The sequence below is a fragment of the Parvularcula dongshanensis genome (assembly GCF_014199615.1).
Lineage (GTDB): Bacteria > Pseudomonadota > Alphaproteobacteria > Caulobacterales > Parvularculaceae > Parvularcula > Parvularcula dongshanensis.
Genome location: NZ_JACHOB010000006.1, coordinates 201,972 through 218,886, shown reverse-complemented (window position 1 = coordinate 218,886; position 16,915 = coordinate 201,972). Strand labels below are relative to the sequence as shown.

Below are 16,915 nucleotides of genomic sequence, written 5' to 3'. Positions count from 1 at the left end.
CTCCAGCGTCGACGTCGAAGGATCCGCCTCGCATGACCTCTTACGACGGCTCAAGCCTGCAGGCGCAGACGGTCGGCGTCATCTTCCGCGGCGGGCAGGGCCGTAGGCTCGGCGGCGTCGACAAGGGCATGCTTCGGGTCGGCGGCGCCACGCTCTTGGAGCGAACCGCCTCACGGCTCGCGCCGCAATGCGCGACGCTGGCGATCAGCGGCGGACCCGCCGAGAGGGGCGGCCTCGAGGTCGTGCCGGACGACGCCCCCGGCGAAGGGCCGCTTCGAGCGCTGCTGGGCGTCATGCGGTGGGCGGCCAGCCAGACCGGCGCGCGCTTTCTCCTGACCTCGCCGGTGGACACCCCGTTCCTGCCCCTGGACCTCGGCCGCAGGCTTCACGGCGTGCTGTGCGACCGGCCTGCCGGTTCCGCGGTGGCGGCGTCGGAAGGCCGCCTGCACCACCTGAACGCGCTCTTCGCGCTCTCGGTCTTGCCGCTTCTGGAGGACTTGGTCGAAGCGAAGGGAGAGCGGCGCGTCGGGGCCCTTCACGCGGCGCTCGGTTCCGTCCCCGTCCCCTTCGGCGACGGGGACAGCGATCCCTTCATGAACGTCAACACACCCGAAGACCTCGCCCGGGCCGAAGCGCGGGCGCGCGCCGCCGGGCCGGTCGTGACGAGCTAGTCCAACACGCGCAGCGCGACCGCTGCGCGCGCTACCGGCTCGTCCTCGGTCGTCTGCCAGCCTACCGCTTCCAGGAAGGCGACGCGGCGTCCGAGGCGGAGGATCCGCACCCTGGCGGTCATGTCCTCGTCCACCGTGCCGCGCAGGTACTCCGTCTGGCAACTGATCGTACGAAGCTTCGCTGCGGGTTCGGTCCGCGAGGCGATCTCCAGCGTCGCCGCCATCTCGAGGAGCGCCGCGACCACGCCGCCATGGAGCGCGCGGATGGCCGGGTTGCCGATATGCGCCTCGTCGAAGCGCAGACGATAGAGAAGGCCCGTATCGTCCGCGGTCACGGAAAGCTTCAGCCACCGCGCCATCGCGCTCGTGCCGAGGCGTTCGCCTGCGCGCCGGGCGGCCGCCTCGTCCGGCGGGAGGAGGGCAGGCCTCATAGCCGCGAGACCTGGGCGCTGCGGGTGCCCACCATGAACGTCGCAGCGCCCGTCGCAACCAGCGTGCCGTCCTTCAGCCGCACGTCGCCGCGCGTCACCGCCACGTCGTCCGTGATCGCCTCGCAGCGCGCTTCGCAGACGACGCGCGTGCCGGGCGTCACCGCGCGGGCCTGATCGACCTTCAGGTTGATCGTCGCGATCGGCTGCATCACGTCGAGGTCGAGATAGGTGGCCATCGCCAGGATCGAGTCGAGCGTGATCGAGAAGAACCCGCCATGCATGACGTCGCCGTCGGCGAAGGCAGGCGCCGTCGTGAGCTCGAACGCGATCTCGCCCCGCGCGACGCGGGTCGCCTGAAACTCGAGCTTCGAGAAGAACGGATGGACGTGCTCGAGCTGCTGCTTCATGCCCTCGACGAGGCCAGCGATGCCGGGGGCCAGTTCGGTCATCGCGAGGACAGCTTCTCCTGCTCGTGCTGGATGCCCCATCCGATGATCTGCCGCCACAAGGCTTCCGCAAGCGCAGGCGGCATGTCCGTTCCGTCGCAGCGCTCGCGCACCCGGTCGATGACCTGCTGGATGCGCCAGGGCACGGTCGCGTCCTCGGGGCGCTTCTTCAGCTGCCAGGCGCGGTCGACATAGCCCCAGCGCTCGACCAGCAGGTCGACGAGCGCGTCGTCGATCCGGTCGATCTCGACCCGGACCTCGTCCATGGAGGGGCAGTCCTGCGGCGCGACGCTCATGAGGACAGCTCCGTGTCGATGTGCGCACCGCCTTCGAGCGTCTTGTGGACCGGGCAACGGCCCGCGATCTCCAAGAGCCGCTGGCGTTGGTCGGTCGTGAGGTCGCCCTCGAGGCTCAACACCCTCGTGAACCGGTCGGGCTTCGCCGTCCCCTCTGCCATCATCCGTTCAAGCTCCTCTTCATGCACCTTCTCGTGCCGCACCGTGACGACGGCGCGGTCGAGCGGCAAGCCCTTGCGCTCGGCGTACATGCGCAAGGTCATCGCCGTGCAGGCGCCGAGCGCGGTCGCGAGCAGGTCGTAGGGGCTCGGCCCCGTGTCGTCCCCGCCGACCGTCTCCGGCTCGTCCGCGATCAGGTGGTGCCTGCCCGTCGTCGCCAGCACCTGGAAGCGGCCGGCGCCCGTCTCGCGCACGACCACGTCGGGCCTCGCCTCGTCGTCCGCGGCGGGCGCAGGCTCCAAGTAGCGCGACGCCCAGGCCGCGATCACCTCCGCCGCGTAGTCGGCGTCGTGCCGGTCCGTCAGCAGGTGATCGGCGGTGTCGAGGCTGACGAAGCTCTTGGGATGCCGCGCCGCCTGGAAGAGGGCGGCGGCGTTGTCCACCGGCACGGTCTCGTCGCCAGGGGCGTGGAGGACGAGGAGCGGGCGTCGCAGATCGCGCGCGCTTTTCGTCACGCCGATTTCGGCGAGGTCATCGAGGAACTGCCGCCTGATGGTGAAGGGCCGCTGGCCGAGCAGGACCTCCGCCTCGCCCGCGTCCAGAATCTGCGTCAGCTTCTCGCCGAAATGCCCGGTCACGTGCTCCGCGTCGGCGGGCGCGTTGATGGTCGCGACCGCGCGGACGGAAGGCATCTGCGCAGCCGCGACGATCACCGCCGCCCCGCCGAGGCTATGGCCGATCAGAAGGCTCGGCGCTTCGTGCGTCTCCGCGAGGTACTCGGCCGCCCGCTTCAAATCGCCGACGTTCATGGTGAAGTTGGTGGAGGCGAACTCGCCGCCCGACCCGCCGAGCCCCGTGAAGTCGAAGCGCAAGGTCGCGATCCCGCGCTTCGCGAGTGCCTGGGAAACGGCTCGGCTCGCGCTCAGATCCTTCGAGCAGGTGAAGCAGTGGGCGAAGAGCGCGTAGGCCCGGACCGGCCCTGCGGGCAGGTCGAGCCGTGCGGCGAGCTGCGCGCCGGACGCGCCTTCGAAGGACAGGCGGATGGGCTGAGCGGACATGGGCACCTCCGCGCGCGAGGGTAGGGGAGGTGAGGCGGACAGGCCACCTTCCTTCCCTGCCGCGCCTCGCGCTGCTAGGGGCCGGGCCACACGAACACCAAGCTAAGCGAAGAGGCCGCAACATGGCGAAGATCAAGGTCAAGAACCCCATCGTCGAGCTCGATGGCGACGAGATGACCCGGATCATCTGGCAGATGATCAAGGACAAGCTCATCCACCCCTACCTCGACGTGGACCTTCGCTACTACGACCTCGGCATCGAGGAGCGCGACCGGACCGAGGACCAGATCACGGTCGATGCGGCGAACGCGATCAAAGAGCACGGCGTCGGCGTCAAATGCGCGACGATCACGCCGGACGAGGCGCGGGTCGAGGAGTTCGGCCTCAAGAAGATGTGGCGCAGCCCCAACGGCACGATCCGCAACATCCTGGGCGGCGTCGTCTTCCGCGAGCCGATCATCATCAAGAACGTGCCCCGGCTCGTTCCCGGCTGGACGCAGCCGATCATCATCGGCCGTCACGCCTTCGGCGATCAGTACCGCGCCACGGACTTCCTCTTCCCCGGCAAGGGCAAGCTGTCGGTGAAGTGGGAAGGCGAGACCGGCGAGGTGAAGGAGTTCGACGTCTTCGAAGCGCCGTCCTCCGGCGTCATGATGGGGATGTACAACCTCGACGAGTCGATCCGCGACTTCGCGCGCGCCTGCTTCAACTACGCGCTGCAGCGGAACTACCCGCTCTACCTCTCGACCAAGAACACGATCCTCAAGGCCTATGACGGGCGCTTCAAGGATCTCTTCGCCGAGGTCTACGAGACCGAGTTCAAGGACGCCTTTGACGGCGCGAAGCTGACCTACGAGCACCGGCTGATCGACGACATGGTCGCGGCCTGCATGAAGTGGTCGGGCGGCTACGTCTGGGCGTGCAAGAACTACGACGGGGACGTGCAGTCCGACACCGTGGCGCAAGGCTTCGGCAGCCTTGGGCTGATGACCTCCGTCCTCCTTACGCCCGATGGGAAGACCGCCGAGGCCGAGGCCGCGCACGGCACGGTCACCCGCCACTACCGCGCCCACCAGAAGGGCGAGGAGACCTCGACCAACTCGATCGCGTCGATCTACGCCTGGACCCGCGGCCTCGCCCACCGGGCCAAGCTCGACGACACGCCCGAGCTCGCGACCTTCGCCAAGACGCTCGAGGACACGGTCGTGAAGACCGTCGAGGGCGGCGACATGACCAAGGACCTCGCGCTCCTTATCGGCGCCGAGCAGGGTTGGCAGACGACGACCGGCTTCCTCGACAAGGTCGACGAGAACTTCCAGAAGGCGATGGGCTAAGGCTCAAGCGTCCGGACCCGGCGCGAAACGCCGGGTCCGGACGACCGGCCGCCGCGGGCGGCCATTCTTCGATTTCGAACCCGGAGCCTGCATGAAGTTCGTCCTCGCTGCGTCGACCGCCCTCGCTCTTCTCTCCGCGAACGCCGCGCACGCCCAGTGGACGAACCACTACCCCAAGGTCGAAGGCTTCCGCCATCAGGTCTACTTGGAGCAGGAAGACCTCCCGATCCTCGCCTCCGGGCCGATCGATCCCGCCCCGGCGCCGGACGGCGAGCGGCTCGCCTTCGCCCACCAGGGCTGGATCTGGGTGCTCGACCTCGAGAGCGGCACCGCGACGCGGGTGACGGACGGTCCCGGCATGGACGCCCGCCCGCGCTGGTCGCCGGACGGCACCAAGATCGCCTTCGTGCGTGACAGCGGCAGCGACACGGCCGTCATCGTGCGGACCCTGGACGGCGGCGAAGAGACGATCATCGACACGCCCGCGATCGAACTCGATCCTGAGTTCTCCGAGGACGGCGCCTACCTCTATTACACCTCCGCGCAGCCAGGCCCGCTGAACCTCTGGCGGCGGCACCTCGAGACTGGCACGCAAGAACCCGTCACGCGAGACGGCCGCGTGCAGCGGGGCGCACGGACGATCGCGGGCGGCGGCCTCGTCTACGTCGATCACGAAGGGTCGAGCCGGACGATCCGCTATCGCAACGCGCTCGACGCGGTCGATACGGTGCTGAACGAGCAAGGCTGGACGCCGCAGATGGCGCCGGACACGCACCCCGATGCGCGGGCCGTCGTCTACGGCGTCGCCGACGGCAACGCGAACCGGCTCGCCGTCATGGACATCGACAGGCCGACCCTTTCGCGCTGGCTGACCTCAGCTGACGAACGGGCGCTGATGCCCGCCTGGTCCGCGGACGGCGAGCGCATCTACTACGTCGTCGCGAACGAGGACGAGCAGTTCGCGCTTCACGTCGTCCCGTCGGCAGGGGGTGACCCGGCGCCAGTCGAGATCACCGAGTGGGACTACGGCACCGCGACGGGGACGCTGACGATAGAGACGAAGAGCGGAGACGGCGAGGCGGTCCCGGCCCGCCTCGTCGTGCGCGGCGAGGACGGCCACCCGATCGCGAGCCCGGAGGGGCAGACCTTCGCCGACGTCCAGTACGGCGGTGCCTACTTCTATACGGACGGCGAGACGACCTTGACCCTGCCGCAGGGCCGCTACGTCGTGACCGCCATGCATGGCCCGTTCTCGGTACCCACCGAAGAAACGATCCGTGTGCGCGGCAACCGCGAAGCGGAAGAGACCCTGACGATCGAGGAGATCTGGGACGCAGAGGCCGCAGGCTACGCCTCCGCCGACCACCACATTCACCTCAACGCCAGCGGCGCGGCGGACCTCGACCTCACCGACCTCCTACCGCTGATGGCAGGCGAAGACCTCGACCAGGCCGCGCCCATGGCCTGGAACCAGTACAACCGCTTCGTGGATAAGGGCCGGATCGGCCAGACCGAGACGGGCGAGGTGGGTCAGACCGCCGTTCTGTCACAAGAAGTCCGTTCCGACTTTCACGGCCACGTCGGGCTCATCGGCGCGCCTACCGACTACAACCCTTGGTTCTTCGGTCCCTACACGCCGACCTACGGTACGGCCGACAGGACGAATGCCGACGCGGTCCGCTTCGGGCTCGAACACGGCGCATTGCCGACCTACGTCCACCCGGTCGCAGGCGACGCGGACCCCTTCGACGACCTGGCAGCGAACGGCATGCCCTACGAGTTGGTGCTCGACGGCGTTCTTTCCGAAGGCGTCGGCATCGAACTCGTCTGCATGTGGACGAGCCCGCTCGGCACCGCCGAGGCTTGGTACCGCTTCCTCAACATCGGCAAGCCGATGCCGGCGACGGCAGGCACCGACATGATGTCGAACTTCTACCGGACGCCCGCCATCGGCACGACGCGCGCCTATGTGCGCGCGGAGGCGGGCGCCAGCTTCGACGAGGTGCTGGACGCCGTCCGGCGCGGCGAGAGCTTCCTGACGACAGGCCCGGCGCTCCTCTTCTCCGTCGAAGGCACGGAGCCCGGCGGGACGACCGAGGCCGGGCAGCGCAGCTGGACCCTCGACCTGACCAGCGTGCAGCCGGTCGAGACGGTCGAGATCGTCGTCAACGGCGAGGTCGCCCAAACGCTCGAAGGTCTGACCGAACGCGGCAGCCGCGGCTACGAGGGTACGGTCGATCTGCCCAAGGGAGGCTGGGTCGCAGCGCGCGCGTACGGCGGCGAGCCTGCTCTTCCCTCGATGGCGGTCACCCGCTTCGCGCACAGCTCGCCCATCTGGATCGGCGAGGTCGGAAGCCGCGATCCCGCCGCCGCCGAGGCCGCCGCTCAGGACCTCCTCAAGGCGCTCGACTACTCGAAGGCCAAGTTCGACGACGCCTATGGCGAGACCGAGACGCCGAAGCTCGATGCCCGCTTCGAGGAGGCGAGGGCGGTCCTGGAAGAGATCGCGCCGCCAAACCAAGCGGCTGAGACCGCAGCGCCCTAGGCCGCGTCGGTTCCGCCAGGGCGGAACTGCTCCTCGAACTTGTACCGTACACCGATCCGGTGAGACCATTCGCGCATCCGCTGCGCCTGGCGGGCCGGGAGACCCGGGGCATAGGCGGCAAGCGCGTGCTGTTCTCTGCTCACAACGACTTCGGCGCATAGGCGAAGGTCAGGTCCGTGATCGACTGGCTCGGTTTGTTCGGGTTCGGGTTCGGCGCGCGCCCCGCGAAGCCAGCGGGCGTTCGCTCTACCGCCTCGGCCCTCCAAGCCCGGACGAGCGAGGCCCTGTTCCGTGACCGGAGGACAGTCCCTCAACCCTTTGAGCGTGAAGGATACGGACCATGCCCTTCGTGACCACATCGGACGGCGTCGACATCTTCTATAAGGACTGGGGCCCGAAGGACGCTCCGCCCGTCATGTTCCATCATGGCTGGCCGCTCTCGGCGGACGACTGGGACAGCCAGCTCCTGTTCTTCCTGCAGCACGGCTACCGCGTCGTGGCGCACGACCGGCGGGGCCATGGCCGCTCCGCTCAGGTTTGGGCGGGGCACGACATGGACCACTACGCCGCCGACGCGTTCGCCGTGGTAGAGGAACTCGGCCTGACGGGCGTCGTCCACATCGGCCACTCGACCGGTGGCGGGGAGGTCGCGCGCTACGTCGCGAAGTTCGGAGAGCCCTCGGGCCGGACCGCCAAGGCCGTGCTGGTCTCAGCCGTGCCGCCCCTGATGCTTCGGACCGCGTCGAACCCCGAGGGCTTGCCGATCGAGGTGTTCGATGGCTTCCGCGAGGCGCTCCAGGCGAACAGGGCCCAGTTCTACCACGACGTCGCGGCAGGGCCCTTCTACGGCTACAACCGTGAGGGGGCGACGCCGTCGCGAGGCGTCATCGACAACTGGTGGCGCCAGGGCATGATGGGCAGCGCCAAGGCCCACTATGACGGTATCAAAGCCTTCTCGGAGACCGACCAGACGGAGGACCTGCGTTCGATCGGCGTGCCCACCCTCGTGCTGCACGGCGAAGACGACCAGATCGTCCCGATCCACGACGCGGCGTACAAGTCCATCGAACTGCTCGAGAACGGCACGCTGAAGACTTACCAAGGTCTGTCGCACGGCATGCTGACCTTGAACCCGGACGTATTGAACGCCGACCTGTTGGACTTCGTCCGGGCTTAGGGGGACGGCAGGCAAGACGCAGTCGTCTTGCCTCCAGCGTCAGTGCAGCGTGTCCGCCCGCATGTCCTTGTCGAGCTTCTTCATCGCCTTCTGAAGCTTCTCGAAGGCACGGACCTCGATCTGGCGGATGCGCTCGCGGCTGACGCCGTACTCGGTCGAGAGGTCCTCAAGCGTGCGCGGCTCTTCGGTCAGACGCCGCTCCGTCAGGATGTGCCGTTCGCGGTCGTTGAGGCCCGCCATGGCCTGCTGCAGGAGCTCCATCCGGGTGTCGAACTCGTCGTCCTGGACCAGCATGGCCTCGGCGTTGACGGCCTGCTCGTCGACGAGCCAGTCCTGCCATTCGGCAGAGCCGCCGTCCTCGCCCGCGCGCATCGGCGCGTTGAGGGAGTTGTCCCCGCCCGACATGCGCCGGTTCATGGAGATCACTTCCTCTTCCTTCACCCCGAGCTTGGTCGCGATGTGCTCGATGTGCTCGGGCCGAAGCTCGCCTTCCTCGATCGCGTCGATCTGGCCCTTCATCTTGCGCAGGTTGAAGAACAGCTTCTTCTGCGCCGCCGTGGTGCCGATCTTCACGAGGCTCCACGAGCGCAGGATGTACTCCTGGATCGCGGCTCTGATCCACCACATGGCGTAGGTCGAGAGGCGGAACCCCTTGTCGGGATCGAACTTCTTGACCGCCTGCATCAGGCCGACATTGCCCTCGGAGATGACTTCGCCCGTGGGCAGGCCGTAGCCGCGATAGCCCATGGCGATCTTCGCCACGAGCCGCAGGTGGCTCTGGATCAGCTGCTGCGCCGCGTCCGGGTCGTCATGCTCCAAGTAGCGCTTGGCGAGCATGTACTCCTGCTCCTTCTCGAGCATCGGAAACTTCCGGATCTCGGAGAGGTAGCGCGACAGCCCGCCCTCGGGCGTCAGGGCCATGCCCGTGCTCGGCGCGTTCGTCCGCGGCGCCTTCGCGGGCGCGTTGCCGCGCGTTGTGGTCAGTGCGTTCGCCATCTTGGTGTCTTTCGTCCCGGCTCGCGTTCAAGAGTGCAACACGCGAGCGCCCCATCGTCTCGCTGCGACATATGGTGACGAGTGCGGGAGGTTGAAAGGGCGTTCAACGCGGTGCCTCCTCCGCCTCGGCGTTCAGCGCGTCGATCGCCGCCTGGATGCGTTGCTGAACCGGCTCGTAGGCGAGGTTCGGACCGTTCCCGGCGCCCGCCGCGTTGGAGAAGGTCGAGGCGAGGACGAGCTCGCCATCGACCACGTAGAAGGACGGGTTGCCCGAATCGCCCTTGCGCGGCCTGTAGGACCAGTCCTCTGGCAGTGACAGCGGCTCGCTGCCGAGCTTGTAGGTCTGGTAGGTGTAGCCGCGGTCGATGGAGGTCTGCACGTTGAGGGTGGAGATGCTCGCCCGGCGCCGCCTGTTCGTGACGATGACCGGCACTTGGCGTCCGTAGAGGCCGGCAAGCGTGGGGAAGGCGACGTCGAGCAGCGGGTAGACCGCGATCTTCGCCGGGACCGGCTCGTCGAGCAGGCCGACGGTCAGGTCGATGTCCGCCTCGCCCCGATCATCGGCCCGAGGCGCTTTGCCGACCCTGCGCAGCGCCTTCACCGTCCGGTCCACGCGTGAGCTGTCCTTGGCGAAGAAGCTCAGTGTCGCACCGGGCTGACGGGTGAAATGGCCAGCGAACAAGACGTGCCGGTCCGTGATCAAGGTCGCGGTCTGGGGCTTGTCGAAGGCGACGCCCGAGAAGTCGAGTTCGTTGAAGAACGAGACGGAATAGTCCGCCGCGCCGTCCTTGTAGTAAGAGAACAGCTCCTGGTCGTCCGGCAGAACGGAGCCGGGGACCACTCCGCGCATCTCGCCGATGAGGTAGGCCGCCGCCGCGCGGCCGTTATCGGCGTCGATGTGATCCGCGAGGGCGACGAAGCGCAGGCCGTCGCGCGGGGCGGTGTCCGCGTTCGCCTCGGCGTCGGCCAAGGCCCGCGGCGCCCCGGCGCAGGCCAGGGTCAGCAAAAGGACGAAGCCCGCTACCACCGTCTGAGCCCGCATCCTCAACCCCCTTCTCATTCGGGTCACCTGCCGCCCCCGGCGTTAAAGTGCGCTCAACGCCTCGGTCAGGGCCCGGAAGTCGCCGGGCGGCGCGGTTTCGAAGCGGAGGTCCTCGCCGGTCACGGGGTGCTCGAAGCCGAGCACGGCCGCGTGCAGGGCCTGGCGCTTGAAGCCCGCGACGGTCTTGAGCGCGCGTTCTGCCGGTTCGTCTTCGGGCCTCAGTCCGGCGAGGCCCGATCGGCCGTAGGTCTGGTCGCCGACCAGCGGATGGCCGACATGCGCCATGTGCACGCGGATCTGGTGGGTCCGACCCGTCTCGAGCCTGCATTCGACCAAGCTTGCCACCGTCTCGCCGGGCAGCTTCGCGCGCCCTGCGCCGTAGCCTTCGAGGCGGCGGAAGTGCGTGATCGCCTCGCGAGCCCCCTCGTCGTCCCAGCGCGCGACCGCCTGCTTGCGCTTGTCGCCCGCCGCCCGCCTGAGCGGCAGTTCGATCGTGCCGACCGAGGGGCGGGGGCTGCCGTGGCAGACCGCGAGGTAGGCGCGTTCGACGTCGTGGGCCTGCCACAGCTGCGTCAGCCCCTGATGCGCCTCGTCGGTCTTGGCGACGACCATGACGCCGGACGTGTCCTTGTCGAGCCGGTGCACGATGCCCGGTCGCGCGACGCCGCCGATGCCCGACAGGGAGCCTGCGCAATGGTGGAGAAGGGCGTTGACCAGCGTCCCGGTCCAGTTGCCCGCGGCGGGGTGCACGACCAGCCCCGCAGGCTTGTCGAGGACGATGAGGTGCGCGTCCTCGAACAGGACGTCGAGCGCGATGTCCTCTGGCTGGGGCTCCGGGTCCTCGACCGGCGGCGGCGTCACCACGATGGCCTCGCCGCCCTTCAGCTTGGCCGAGGGGTCGGTATGGACGGCGCCGTTCACCGACATCGCCCCGCCCTCGATCATCGCTTTGACCCGGGTTCGCGTCAGCGGGGCGAGCTGCGCCGTGAGCCAGCGGTCCACGCGCTCGCCCCGTGCGGTCTCGTCGGCTTCGAAGGTCCTCGTCTCGCTCATGGCATGGGGGTGCGCGCGGGCGCAGCGCGTGTCAAATGGGCGGCATGACCTCGTCCGACGCGCCAGCACCGCCCCCGCCGAACCTCGCCGTCCTGAAGGGCGTCGCAGCGGGTCTGGGGCTCTTGCTCATCGGCGGGCTCGCCCTGCTCGTCACCTTGCTCGTCACCCGGTCTGGCGGCGGACAGGCGGCGGACCTGCCGCCCCTCGCGCTGAGGGCAGGAGAAAGCATCACGGCGCAGGACCTCGGCGCCGAAACGGCCATGTTCGTGATCGAGGGCGGGTCCGAGACCGGGCGGGGACGGATCGTTTTCATCGACATACGCGACGGTACGCAACGCAGCGTTCCGATTATCGATGCGAACGATCAGGTCACGGATCGGTGAATCTGTTAGCTTAACCAACAGTTAACGCGTAGCGGCCAGCCAGGCCCCTTTCCTTCGTGCCTGGCCGCCCCATCTCGCCTTCACGGTCGGAGCGATCCGGCCCGGCGGGGCGCCGTTCCCCTCGTTCCCCCTCGAGGCGCCCCGCCCAGTTTCCTCTCTCTCTTACGGCCCTCAGTCGACCTCGCCGACAGGCGCGGGCCGCATAGGCCTCGCATGGGTCCGCCAGGCGTCCCAGGCGAAGATCGCCGCCGCGCTCCAGATGAAGCCGAAGCAGAGCTTGTGGGCGAAGGTGAAGGGCTCACCGTCCGCCAGGCCGATCAGGAACTGGATCGTCGGTCCGATGAACTGGAGGAAGCCGAGCGTGGCGAGGGTCAGCCTGCGTGCCCCGATCGCGAAGCAGAGCAGCGGAATCACCGTCGCGGGCCCCGCGAAGGCGAGGAGCAGGACGAGGCCCGGCCCCGCCGTCTCGATCGCCGCGTCCCCCCGCGTCACCATAAAGAACAAAGCGACCGCCGCGATGGGGGCCAAGAGGACCGTCTCGATGAAGAGGCCCGGCATGGCGCCGATCGAGGCTCGCTTGCGCACGTAGCCGTAGATGGTGAAGCTGATCGCGAGGGTCAGGCTCACAACGGGGAAGGTCCCGCCATAAACGGTCAGGATCAGGACCCCCACCGTCGCCAGCGCCACCGCCGTGATCTGACCCGGCCGCAGCCTTTCGCCGAGCAGCACGACGCCGACCAGCACGTAGATCAGCGGGTTGATGTAGTAGCCGAGCGAGGCCTGGAAGATGTGCTGGTGCTGGACCGCGATGATGTAGACCAGCCAGTTCGCCGCGATGAATACCGAAGAGACGGCGAGCGCGGTCAGGATCCGGATGTCGCTCAGGCCTCGCCGCACCTCACTCCACTGGCCGCGCATCAAGATGATGGCGAGGCCGAGGGGCACGGAGAACAGGATGCGGTGGACCAGAAGCTCGGCCGACGGCACCCCGCGCAGCACGATGAAGTAGAGGGGAAAGAAGCCCCACATGAGGTAGGCGGCCGTCGCGGCGAGGACGCCGGTGCGCACTTCGTTCTCGGATTCGGTCGGCATGCTACCTCGCGGCTTGGAGACGCCGCATGCCCCGCGCTGCGATGCGCTGCAACCGGCAAGCGCGGCACGATTGATCGGTCGCGCCTCGCCATGCGAGACCCTCCCGCAGCGGCGGGGGCCGGCGACAGATCGGGAACGGAGCGCAAGAACCGCCATGACAACTCGCACCATCGCGGCGGGAGCGGCGCTCGTCGCGCTTGCCGCCTGTCAGACGACGCCGGAGCGGCCCTCGCCGAGACCCGCGCCGCAGCCGGTCGCCGAGGCGCGAGCACAGCCCGAGCCGGCGCCGGCGAGCGCGATGGCGACGCCGCTCTCTTGTCTTGCGACCGCGATCTATCACGAGGCGCGCGGGGAGGGCGACGAAGCGATGCGCGCCGTCGGCGCCGTCGTGATGAACCGCGTGAAGGCGCCGGGGTTTCCGAGCGACGTCTGCGCCGTGATCAAGCAAGGCAGCGAGACCGGCAGCTGCCAGTTCAGCTGGTGGTGCGACGGCCGCCCCGACGAGCCCACCGAGCCCGAGGCCTTCGAGAAGGCCGAGGCGGTCGCAAAGGCGGTCCTCGCGGGTGCGCCCGATCCCACGAACGGCGCGACCTACTTTCACAACATCGGCGCCACGCCGAGCTGGGCGAACGCCTTCCGCCGGACGGCGACGATCGGTCAGCACGCCTTCTACGCGGAGTGAAGGAAAACCGCTCGGCGACCTCGTAAGGTCATAAAGCCGGGGGGCGGAGGCGTGTGACCTACCGCCGCCGGTCGAACCGCACCGCCCCGCGCTCCGAGACGAACCAGTCGAGGAACTGGTCGTGCGGCGCCACGGGGAACCTGTCCGTCAGCTGATCGCCGTAGCCGTAACCCACCGCGACGACCGCGCCGTCTTCGCGGAGGGCCGCGAGCGTCCGGTCGTAGTAGCCGCCGCCCATGCCGAGCCGGGCGCCGTCGGCGCGGCGCGCGGCGAGGAGGGGGGTGACGACGATGTCCGGCCGACGCTCAGGCGCGTCCGGCCCCGGTTCCCTGACGCCGTAGGCGCCTTCGATCAGCGGCTTGTCGACCTCGAAGAGGCGGAAGGTGAGCGGCTGACCCTTGGCCGCGACGACCGGCAGCGCGACGGCGACGCCGCGCTCCGCGAGGGCCTGAGCCAACGGGGCCGTGTCGAGCTCGTCACCGAGCGGCGAGTAGAGCGCGACCGTGCTCCCCGCCTGCGGATCGAGCGCGGTCAGGAAGTGGTTGGCGGCGAACTTCGCAGCGCCCGGCTGGGCCAGGGCGGCACGGGCGCGCGTCTTCTTCGCACGCTTGCGAAAGACGGCCTTCCAATCGAGCAGGGGGACAGGTGCCAGCATGAGAAGACTATAGGCGCCGCGCCGGCCGTTGGACACTGTTTCGCCCTGGACCACAACGGCCAGGTGGGCGCCGCGTGAAACGGACCACGGTCCAGAACAGAGGCAGCTCCCGAACGAGAACTTAAGGCCCCGGGGAAATCCGTCCTGACGAGCCGGGCAGCTCGCGCAAGGTAGGAAGGCGCGGGACGCGCGGCAAGCGGTCCGGCGACGAAATCGGATGGGTGGCCGCGACGTTTGCGCACCGTTATGCCGGTCTCAGCAGGAAGGAGGCGCGCCGTGAATCGGATCGTGATCGTGGGCGCGGGTCAGGCAGGAGCGCAGGCGGCGATCTCGCTGCGCGCGTCGGGCTATGACGGCGAGGTCGTCCTGATCGGCGAGGAAGCCCACCCCCCTTACCAGCGGCCCCCGCTGTCCAAGGCGCACCTCAAGGGGCGAGACGCGCCCGACCGCCTCTATCTGCGGACGGAAGCCTTCTACGAGCAGAAGGGCATCACGCTGCGCCTCGGCGAGCGTGTCACCGCGATCGACCCGGACGCACGCAGCGTCTCGGTGGGTGACGAGAGGCTGGCATATGACGAGCTTCTCCTCGCCACCGGCGCGCCGCCGCGCCACCTCGCCGTTGCGGGCGGCGAGTGCGGGAACGTCCACTACCTCCGCACGCATGCCGACGCGGAACGCCTGCGTACGCTGCTCGCGGGCGACGGCGCGGTCGTCGTCGTCGGAGCGGGCTATATCGGCCTCGAGGTCGCTTCGGTCCTACGCGGCGCGGGGCGGGAGGTGGTCGTCGTCGAGATGGCGCCCCGCGTCCTCGCCCGCGTCGCTTCCGAGCCGGTCTCGGCCTTCTATCAGTCGTTGCACGAAGAGGCGGGCGTCGCCTTCCGCTTCGGCGAGCAGCTCTCGGCCTTCGTCTGCAACGCGGACGGCGTCACGGCCGCCCGCTTGTCTTCGGGCGAGATCGTCGAGTGCGCCGCTGCCCTCGTCGGCATCGGCGCCGTGCCCGCCACGGGCCTCGCGGACCTCGCCGGGATCGAGACGTCGAACGGCATTCTGGTGGACGAGCAGGGGCGGACCAGCGCGCCGCACGTCTGGGCGGCGGGGGACTGCACCAACTTTCCCTCCGCCCGCTACGCAAAGCGCCTGCGCCTCGAGTCCGTCCCCAACGCCATCGAACAGGCGAAGGTGGTCGCGACGAACATGGCGGGCGGGAACGCCGCCTACGACCCGCTGCCCTGGTTCTGGTCGGACCAGTACGATACCAAGCTTCAGACGGTCGGGCTGTCCGAGGGTTCGGACCACTATGTCCTACGCGGTGAGCCGAGCAGCGGCAGCTTCTCCGTCTGGTACTTCGGGGGCGATGTCCTGCTCGCGGTCGACGCGATCAACGATCCGGTCGCCTTCGTCTCGGGACAGAAGCTCTTGCAGAACGGCAAGCCGGTCGATCCGGCCGTGGTCGCCGATCCGGATACGAACCTTCGCAGCCTGCTCTAGGCGGAGCGGGTCAGCCGCTGCACGCAGGCGATGAGCTCGGCGAGGGCGGGATCGGCAACGGGCTCGGCGATGCAGCGTTCCCGCCGCCGTCCGCCGATCGTCAGGCAGAGCCGATAGGTCCGCGCGTCGGGACGGGCGGGGGCCGGGGTCGTTTCGGCGCCGTCGAAGAACGCGGCCCGCCGCGCGAGCTCCTCGACGGCGCGCGCCTCGGCCACGGGCAGCGCCTCGAGCCGCAAGGTCCGCGTTCGCGACAGGCCCGGAAACACGGCGACGCCCCCCTCGACCGTGAGGCTCGCCTCGCCCGAGACCGGGGTGCCGTCCGTGCCCATCACACCACCCCGACCGCGGCCCAGGCATCGCCGACCGCCGTCGCCTCCTCGCTGTCGCGGCCGTAAAGCCGCTCCGCCACGCGAGCCGTCACCCGCGCGAAGCCCGCGAAGTCCGTGTTCGCCGTGACGAGCGGATCGAGAAGCGCATGGTACCAGACGCGCCCCGCGCCGTCCCAGGCGTTCCCGCCGATCGACAGCGCGGCGAGGTGGAAGGCCTTGTTCGGTATGCCGGAGTTGACGTGGACCCCGCCATTGTCCTCCAACGTGAAGACGAAGTCGTCCATATGCGCCGGTTGCGGGTCGCGACCGAGCACCGGATCGTCGAACGCCGTTCCCGGCTCCGCCATAGAGCGCAGGGCGCTACCGTTCACCGCGTCGGTGAAGAGGCCCGCCCCGATCAGCCAGTCGGCTCGTTCCGCACTCTGACCGAGGGCACGCTGCTTCACGAGGGCGCCGAACACGTCCGCCAGGCTTTCGTTGAGGGCGCCCGACTGATTGTAGTAGGCGAGCCCCGCCTCGGCCTCGATCACCCCGTGGGTCAGCTCGTGCCCCATGATGTCTACAGCAATCGTGAAGCGCCTGAAGTACTCTCCGTCCCCGTCGCCGAAGACCATCTGGCGTCCGTCCCAGAACGCGTTGGCGTAGTCCTGACCGTAGTGCACGGTGGCGTCGAGCGGAAGGCCTTCGCCGTCAATCGAGTTGCGTTCATAGGCGTGCCAGTAGAGGTCGAAGGTCGCGCCGAGCCCCTCATAGGCTTCGTCAACGGCAGCGTCGCCGGTGGGCGCCTCGCCCTCCCGCCGAGCGACGCCGGGACCAGGCGCCTGCATCGTGCCGCCGGCGTCCCTGATCGTCCGCAGCGGCGTCGGGGGCGGCGTCGTGTCCGCCGCGGCACGCAGGCGCGCCACTTGTCCGCGTATCGGCCCCGCCGTGCTCGCCCTGACGATGCGCAAGGTGGGGTCCGCGAGCAGTTGATGCAGAGCGCGCCGCTGCGCGGCGGGCGTTCCGTGCTGCGCGATCCGTGTCAGGATGTAAGGCGGCAGGATGCAGTGTAGGGGCGTTCGGCACATGGGCAGCTCCT

At 69.0% G+C, this 16,915-nt stretch carries 18 protein-coding genes and 1 other RNA gene; 7 read left to right on the top strand and 12 right to left on the bottom strand.

Translation table 11 applies throughout. The features are described from left to right. Positions 1-32 precede the first annotated feature (32 nt). On the top strand, positions 33-671 hold the full coding sequence (mobA, locus tag GGQ59_RS13445) for a molybdenum cofactor guanylyltransferase (protein WP_183819475.1): 639 nt from the start codon (positions 33-35) through the stop codon (positions 669-671). Here the strand turns inward: mobA and GGQ59_RS13440 are convergent. Genes GGQ59_RS13440 through GGQ59_RS13425 form a run of 4 tightly spaced genes read right to left on the bottom strand, consistent with a single transcriptional unit; the run spans position 668 to position 3,061 of the window. Continuing rightward, positions 668-1,102: a PaaI family thioesterase gene (locus GGQ59_RS13440; protein ID WP_183819472.1), complete on the bottom strand. Its 435-nt coding sequence runs from the start codon at positions 1,100-1,102 to the stop codon at positions 668-670. The genes mobA and GGQ59_RS13440 overlap by 4 nt on opposite strands. After that, the gene (locus GGQ59_RS13435) at positions 1,099-1,551 is read right to left on the bottom strand and encodes a PaaI family thioesterase (RefSeq protein WP_183819470.1); all 453 of its coding nucleotides are present in this window, start codon (positions 1,549-1,551) and stop codon (positions 1,099-1,101) included. Before GGQ59_RS13435 ends, GGQ59_RS13440 begins: the two co-directional genes overlap by 4 nt. Beyond that, positions 1,548-1,844 (bottom strand): chorismate mutase, encoded by a 297-nt coding sequence (locus GGQ59_RS13430; RefSeq protein WP_183819468.1) that lies wholly within the window; start codon positions 1,842-1,844, stop codon positions 1,548-1,550. The genes GGQ59_RS13435 and GGQ59_RS13430 overlap by 4 nt, the downstream gene beginning before the upstream one ends. Then, positions 1,841-3,061, bottom strand: coding sequence for a bifunctional alpha/beta hydrolase/OsmC family protein (locus tag GGQ59_RS13425; RefSeq protein WP_183819465.1), 1,221 nt, complete (start codon positions 3,059-3,061; stop codon positions 1,841-1,843). Before GGQ59_RS13425 ends, GGQ59_RS13430 begins: the two co-directional genes overlap by 4 nt. A 122-nt stretch (positions 3,062-3,183) precedes the next feature. Between GGQ59_RS13425 and GGQ59_RS13420 the strand changes: the two genes are divergently transcribed. The 3 genes from GGQ59_RS13420 (at position 3,184) to GGQ59_RS13410 (ending at position 8,117) form a co-directional block, all read left to right on the top strand. Continuing rightward, positions 3,184-4,395: an NADP-dependent isocitrate dehydrogenase gene (locus tag GGQ59_RS13420; RefSeq protein ID WP_183819463.1), complete on the top strand. Its 1,212-nt coding sequence runs from the start codon at positions 3,184-3,186 to the stop codon at positions 4,393-4,395. A gap of 91 nt (positions 4,396-4,486) precedes the next feature. Beyond that, complete coding sequence (locus GGQ59_RS13415; RefSeq protein WP_183819461.1) at positions 4,487-6,940, top strand: CehA/McbA family metallohydrolase; 2,454 nt, start codon at positions 4,487-4,489, stop codon at positions 6,938-6,940. A gap of 340 nt (positions 6,941-7,280) precedes the next feature. Then, positions 7,281-8,117, top strand: a complete 837-nt coding sequence (locus GGQ59_RS13410) for an alpha/beta fold hydrolase (RefSeq protein WP_183819459.1) — start codon at positions 7,281-7,283, stop codon at positions 8,115-8,117. 39 nt (positions 8,118-8,156) lie between these two features. Here the strand turns inward: GGQ59_RS13410 and rpoH are convergent, their stop codons facing one another. The 3 genes from rpoH to GGQ59_RS13395 all read right to left on the bottom strand — a co-directional run bounded on the left by rpoH (position 8,157) and on the right by GGQ59_RS13395 (position 11,208). Beyond that, entirely contained in the window at positions 8,157-9,038 is an 882-nt protein-coding gene (rpoH, locus tag GGQ59_RS13405) for an RNA polymerase sigma factor RpoH (RefSeq protein ID WP_183819556.1), read from the bottom strand. A 178-nt stretch (positions 9,039-9,216) separates the two neighbouring features. Continuing rightward, positions 9,217-10,155: a hypothetical protein gene (locus GGQ59_RS13400; protein WP_183819457.1), complete on the bottom strand. Its 939-nt coding sequence runs from the start codon at positions 10,153-10,155 to the stop codon at positions 9,217-9,219. A 42-nt stretch (positions 10,156-10,197) separates the two neighbouring features. Next, positions 10,198-11,208, bottom strand: a complete 1,011-nt coding sequence (locus GGQ59_RS13395; RefSeq protein ID WP_183819455.1) for an RluA family pseudouridine synthase — start codon at positions 11,206-11,208, stop codon at positions 10,198-10,200. Between the two features lie 44 nt (positions 11,209-11,252). Here GGQ59_RS13395 and GGQ59_RS13390 point away from each other — a divergent pair, with 44 nt between their 5' ends. Continuing rightward, positions 11,253-11,591 (top strand): DUF6476 family protein, encoded by a 339-nt coding sequence (locus GGQ59_RS13390; protein ID WP_183819453.1) that lies wholly within the window; start codon positions 11,253-11,255, stop codon positions 11,589-11,591. A gap of 171 nt (positions 11,592-11,762) precedes the next feature. Here the strand turns inward: GGQ59_RS13390 and rarD are convergent, their stop codons facing one another. Next, positions 11,763-12,683 (bottom strand): EamA family transporter RarD, encoded by a 921-nt coding sequence (gene rarD / locus GGQ59_RS13385; protein ID WP_183819451.1) that lies wholly within the window; start codon positions 12,681-12,683, stop codon positions 11,763-11,765. Between the two features lie 154 nt (positions 12,684-12,837). Here rarD and GGQ59_RS13380 point away from each other — a divergent pair, with 154 nt between their 5' ends. After that, complete coding sequence (locus GGQ59_RS13380) at positions 12,838-13,365, top strand: cell wall hydrolase (RefSeq protein ID WP_183819448.1); 528 nt, start codon at positions 12,838-12,840, stop codon at positions 13,363-13,365. A 58-nt stretch (positions 13,366-13,423) separates the two neighbouring features. On the opposite strand, the gene GGQ59_RS13375 is transcribed toward GGQ59_RS13380, so the two are convergent. Beyond that, on the bottom strand, positions 13,424-14,020 hold the full coding sequence (locus GGQ59_RS13375; RefSeq protein ID WP_183819446.1) for a 5-formyltetrahydrofolate cyclo-ligase: 597 nt from the start codon (positions 14,018-14,020) through the stop codon (positions 13,424-13,426). A 9-nt stretch (positions 14,021-14,029) separates the two neighbouring features. Beyond that, positions 14,030-14,186: non-coding RNA, 6S RNA (gene ssrS, locus GGQ59_RS13370), on the bottom strand. 110 nt (positions 14,187-14,296) lie between these two features. On the opposite strand from ssrS, the gene GGQ59_RS13365 reads away from it, so the two are divergent. Continuing rightward, positions 14,297-15,508, top strand: coding sequence for an FAD-dependent oxidoreductase (locus GGQ59_RS13365; protein WP_183819444.1), 1,212 nt, complete (start codon positions 14,297-14,299; stop codon positions 15,506-15,508). On the opposite strand, the gene GGQ59_RS13360 is transcribed toward GGQ59_RS13365, so the two are convergent. Continuing rightward, complete coding sequence (locus GGQ59_RS13360; protein WP_183819442.1) at positions 15,505-15,837, bottom strand: protealysin inhibitor emfourin; 333 nt, start codon at positions 15,835-15,837, stop codon at positions 15,505-15,507. The genes GGQ59_RS13365 and GGQ59_RS13360 overlap by 4 nt on opposite strands. After that, entirely contained in the window at positions 15,837-16,904 is a 1,068-nt protein-coding gene (locus tag GGQ59_RS13355; RefSeq protein WP_183819440.1) for a M4 family metallopeptidase, read from the bottom strand. Before GGQ59_RS13355 ends, GGQ59_RS13360 begins: the two co-directional genes overlap by 1 nt. Between the last annotated feature and the right edge of the window lie 11 nt (positions 16,905-16,915).

What these genes read in the sequence shown, in the direction of transcription:
- mobA (WP_183819475.1), top strand. Translation starts at nt 33, where the DNA reads ATGACCTCTTACGACGGCTCAAGCCTGCAGGCGCAGACGGTCGGCGTC.
- GGQ59_RS13440 (WP_183819472.1), bottom strand. Translation starts at nt 1,102, where the DNA reads ATGAGGCCTGCCCTCCTCCCGCCGGACGAGGCGGCCGCCCGGCGCGCA.
- GGQ59_RS13435 (WP_183819470.1), bottom strand. Translation starts at nt 1,551, where the DNA reads ATGACCGAACTGGCCCCCGGCATCGCTGGCCTCGTCGAGGGCATGAAG.
- GGQ59_RS13430 (WP_183819468.1), bottom strand. Translation starts at nt 1,844, where the DNA reads ATGAGCGTCGCGCCGCAGGACTGCCCCTCCATGGACGAGGTCCGGGTC.
- GGQ59_RS13425 (WP_183819465.1), bottom strand. Translation starts at nt 3,061, where the DNA reads ATGTCCGCTCAGCCCATCCGCCTGTCCTTCGAAGGCGCGTCCGGCGCG.
- GGQ59_RS13420 (WP_183819463.1), top strand. Translation starts at nt 3,184, where the DNA reads ATGGCGAAGATCAAGGTCAAGAACCCCATCGTCGAGCTCGATGGCGAC.
- GGQ59_RS13415 (WP_183819461.1), top strand. Translation starts at nt 4,487, where the DNA reads ATGAAGTTCGTCCTCGCTGCGTCGACCGCCCTCGCTCTTCTCTCCGCG.
- GGQ59_RS13410 (WP_183819459.1), top strand. Translation starts at nt 7,281, where the DNA reads ATGCCCTTCGTGACCACATCGGACGGCGTCGACATCTTCTATAAGGAC.
- rpoH (WP_183819556.1), bottom strand. Translation starts at nt 9,038, where the DNA reads ATGGCCCTGACGCCCGAGGGCGGGCTGTCGCGCTACCTCTCCGAGATC.
- GGQ59_RS13400 (WP_183819457.1), bottom strand. Translation starts at nt 10,155, where the DNA reads ATGCGGGCTCAGACGGTGGTAGCGGGCTTCGTCCTTTTGCTGACCCTG.
- GGQ59_RS13395 (WP_183819455.1), bottom strand. Translation starts at nt 11,208, where the DNA reads ATGAGCGAGACGAGGACCTTCGAAGCCGACGAGACCGCACGGGGCGAG.
- GGQ59_RS13390 (WP_183819453.1), top strand. Translation starts at nt 11,253, where the DNA reads ATGACCTCGTCCGACGCGCCAGCACCGCCCCCGCCGAACCTCGCCGTC.
- rarD (WP_183819451.1), bottom strand. Translation starts at nt 12,683, where the DNA reads ATGCCGACCGAATCCGAGAACGAAGTGCGCACCGGCGTCCTCGCCGCG.
- GGQ59_RS13380 (WP_183819448.1), top strand. Translation starts at nt 12,838, where the DNA reads ATGACAACTCGCACCATCGCGGCGGGAGCGGCGCTCGTCGCGCTTGCC.
- GGQ59_RS13375 (WP_183819446.1), bottom strand. Translation starts at nt 14,020, where the DNA reads ATGCTGGCACCTGTCCCCCTGCTCGATTGGAAGGCCGTCTTTCGCAAG.
- GGQ59_RS13360 (WP_183819442.1), bottom strand. Translation starts at nt 15,837, where the DNA reads ATGGGCACGGACGGCACCCCGGTCTCGGGCGAGGCGAGCCTCACGGTC.
- GGQ59_RS13355 (WP_183819440.1), bottom strand. Translation starts at nt 16,904, where the DNA reads ATGTGCCGAACGCCCCTACACTGCATCCTGCCGCCTTACATCCTGACA.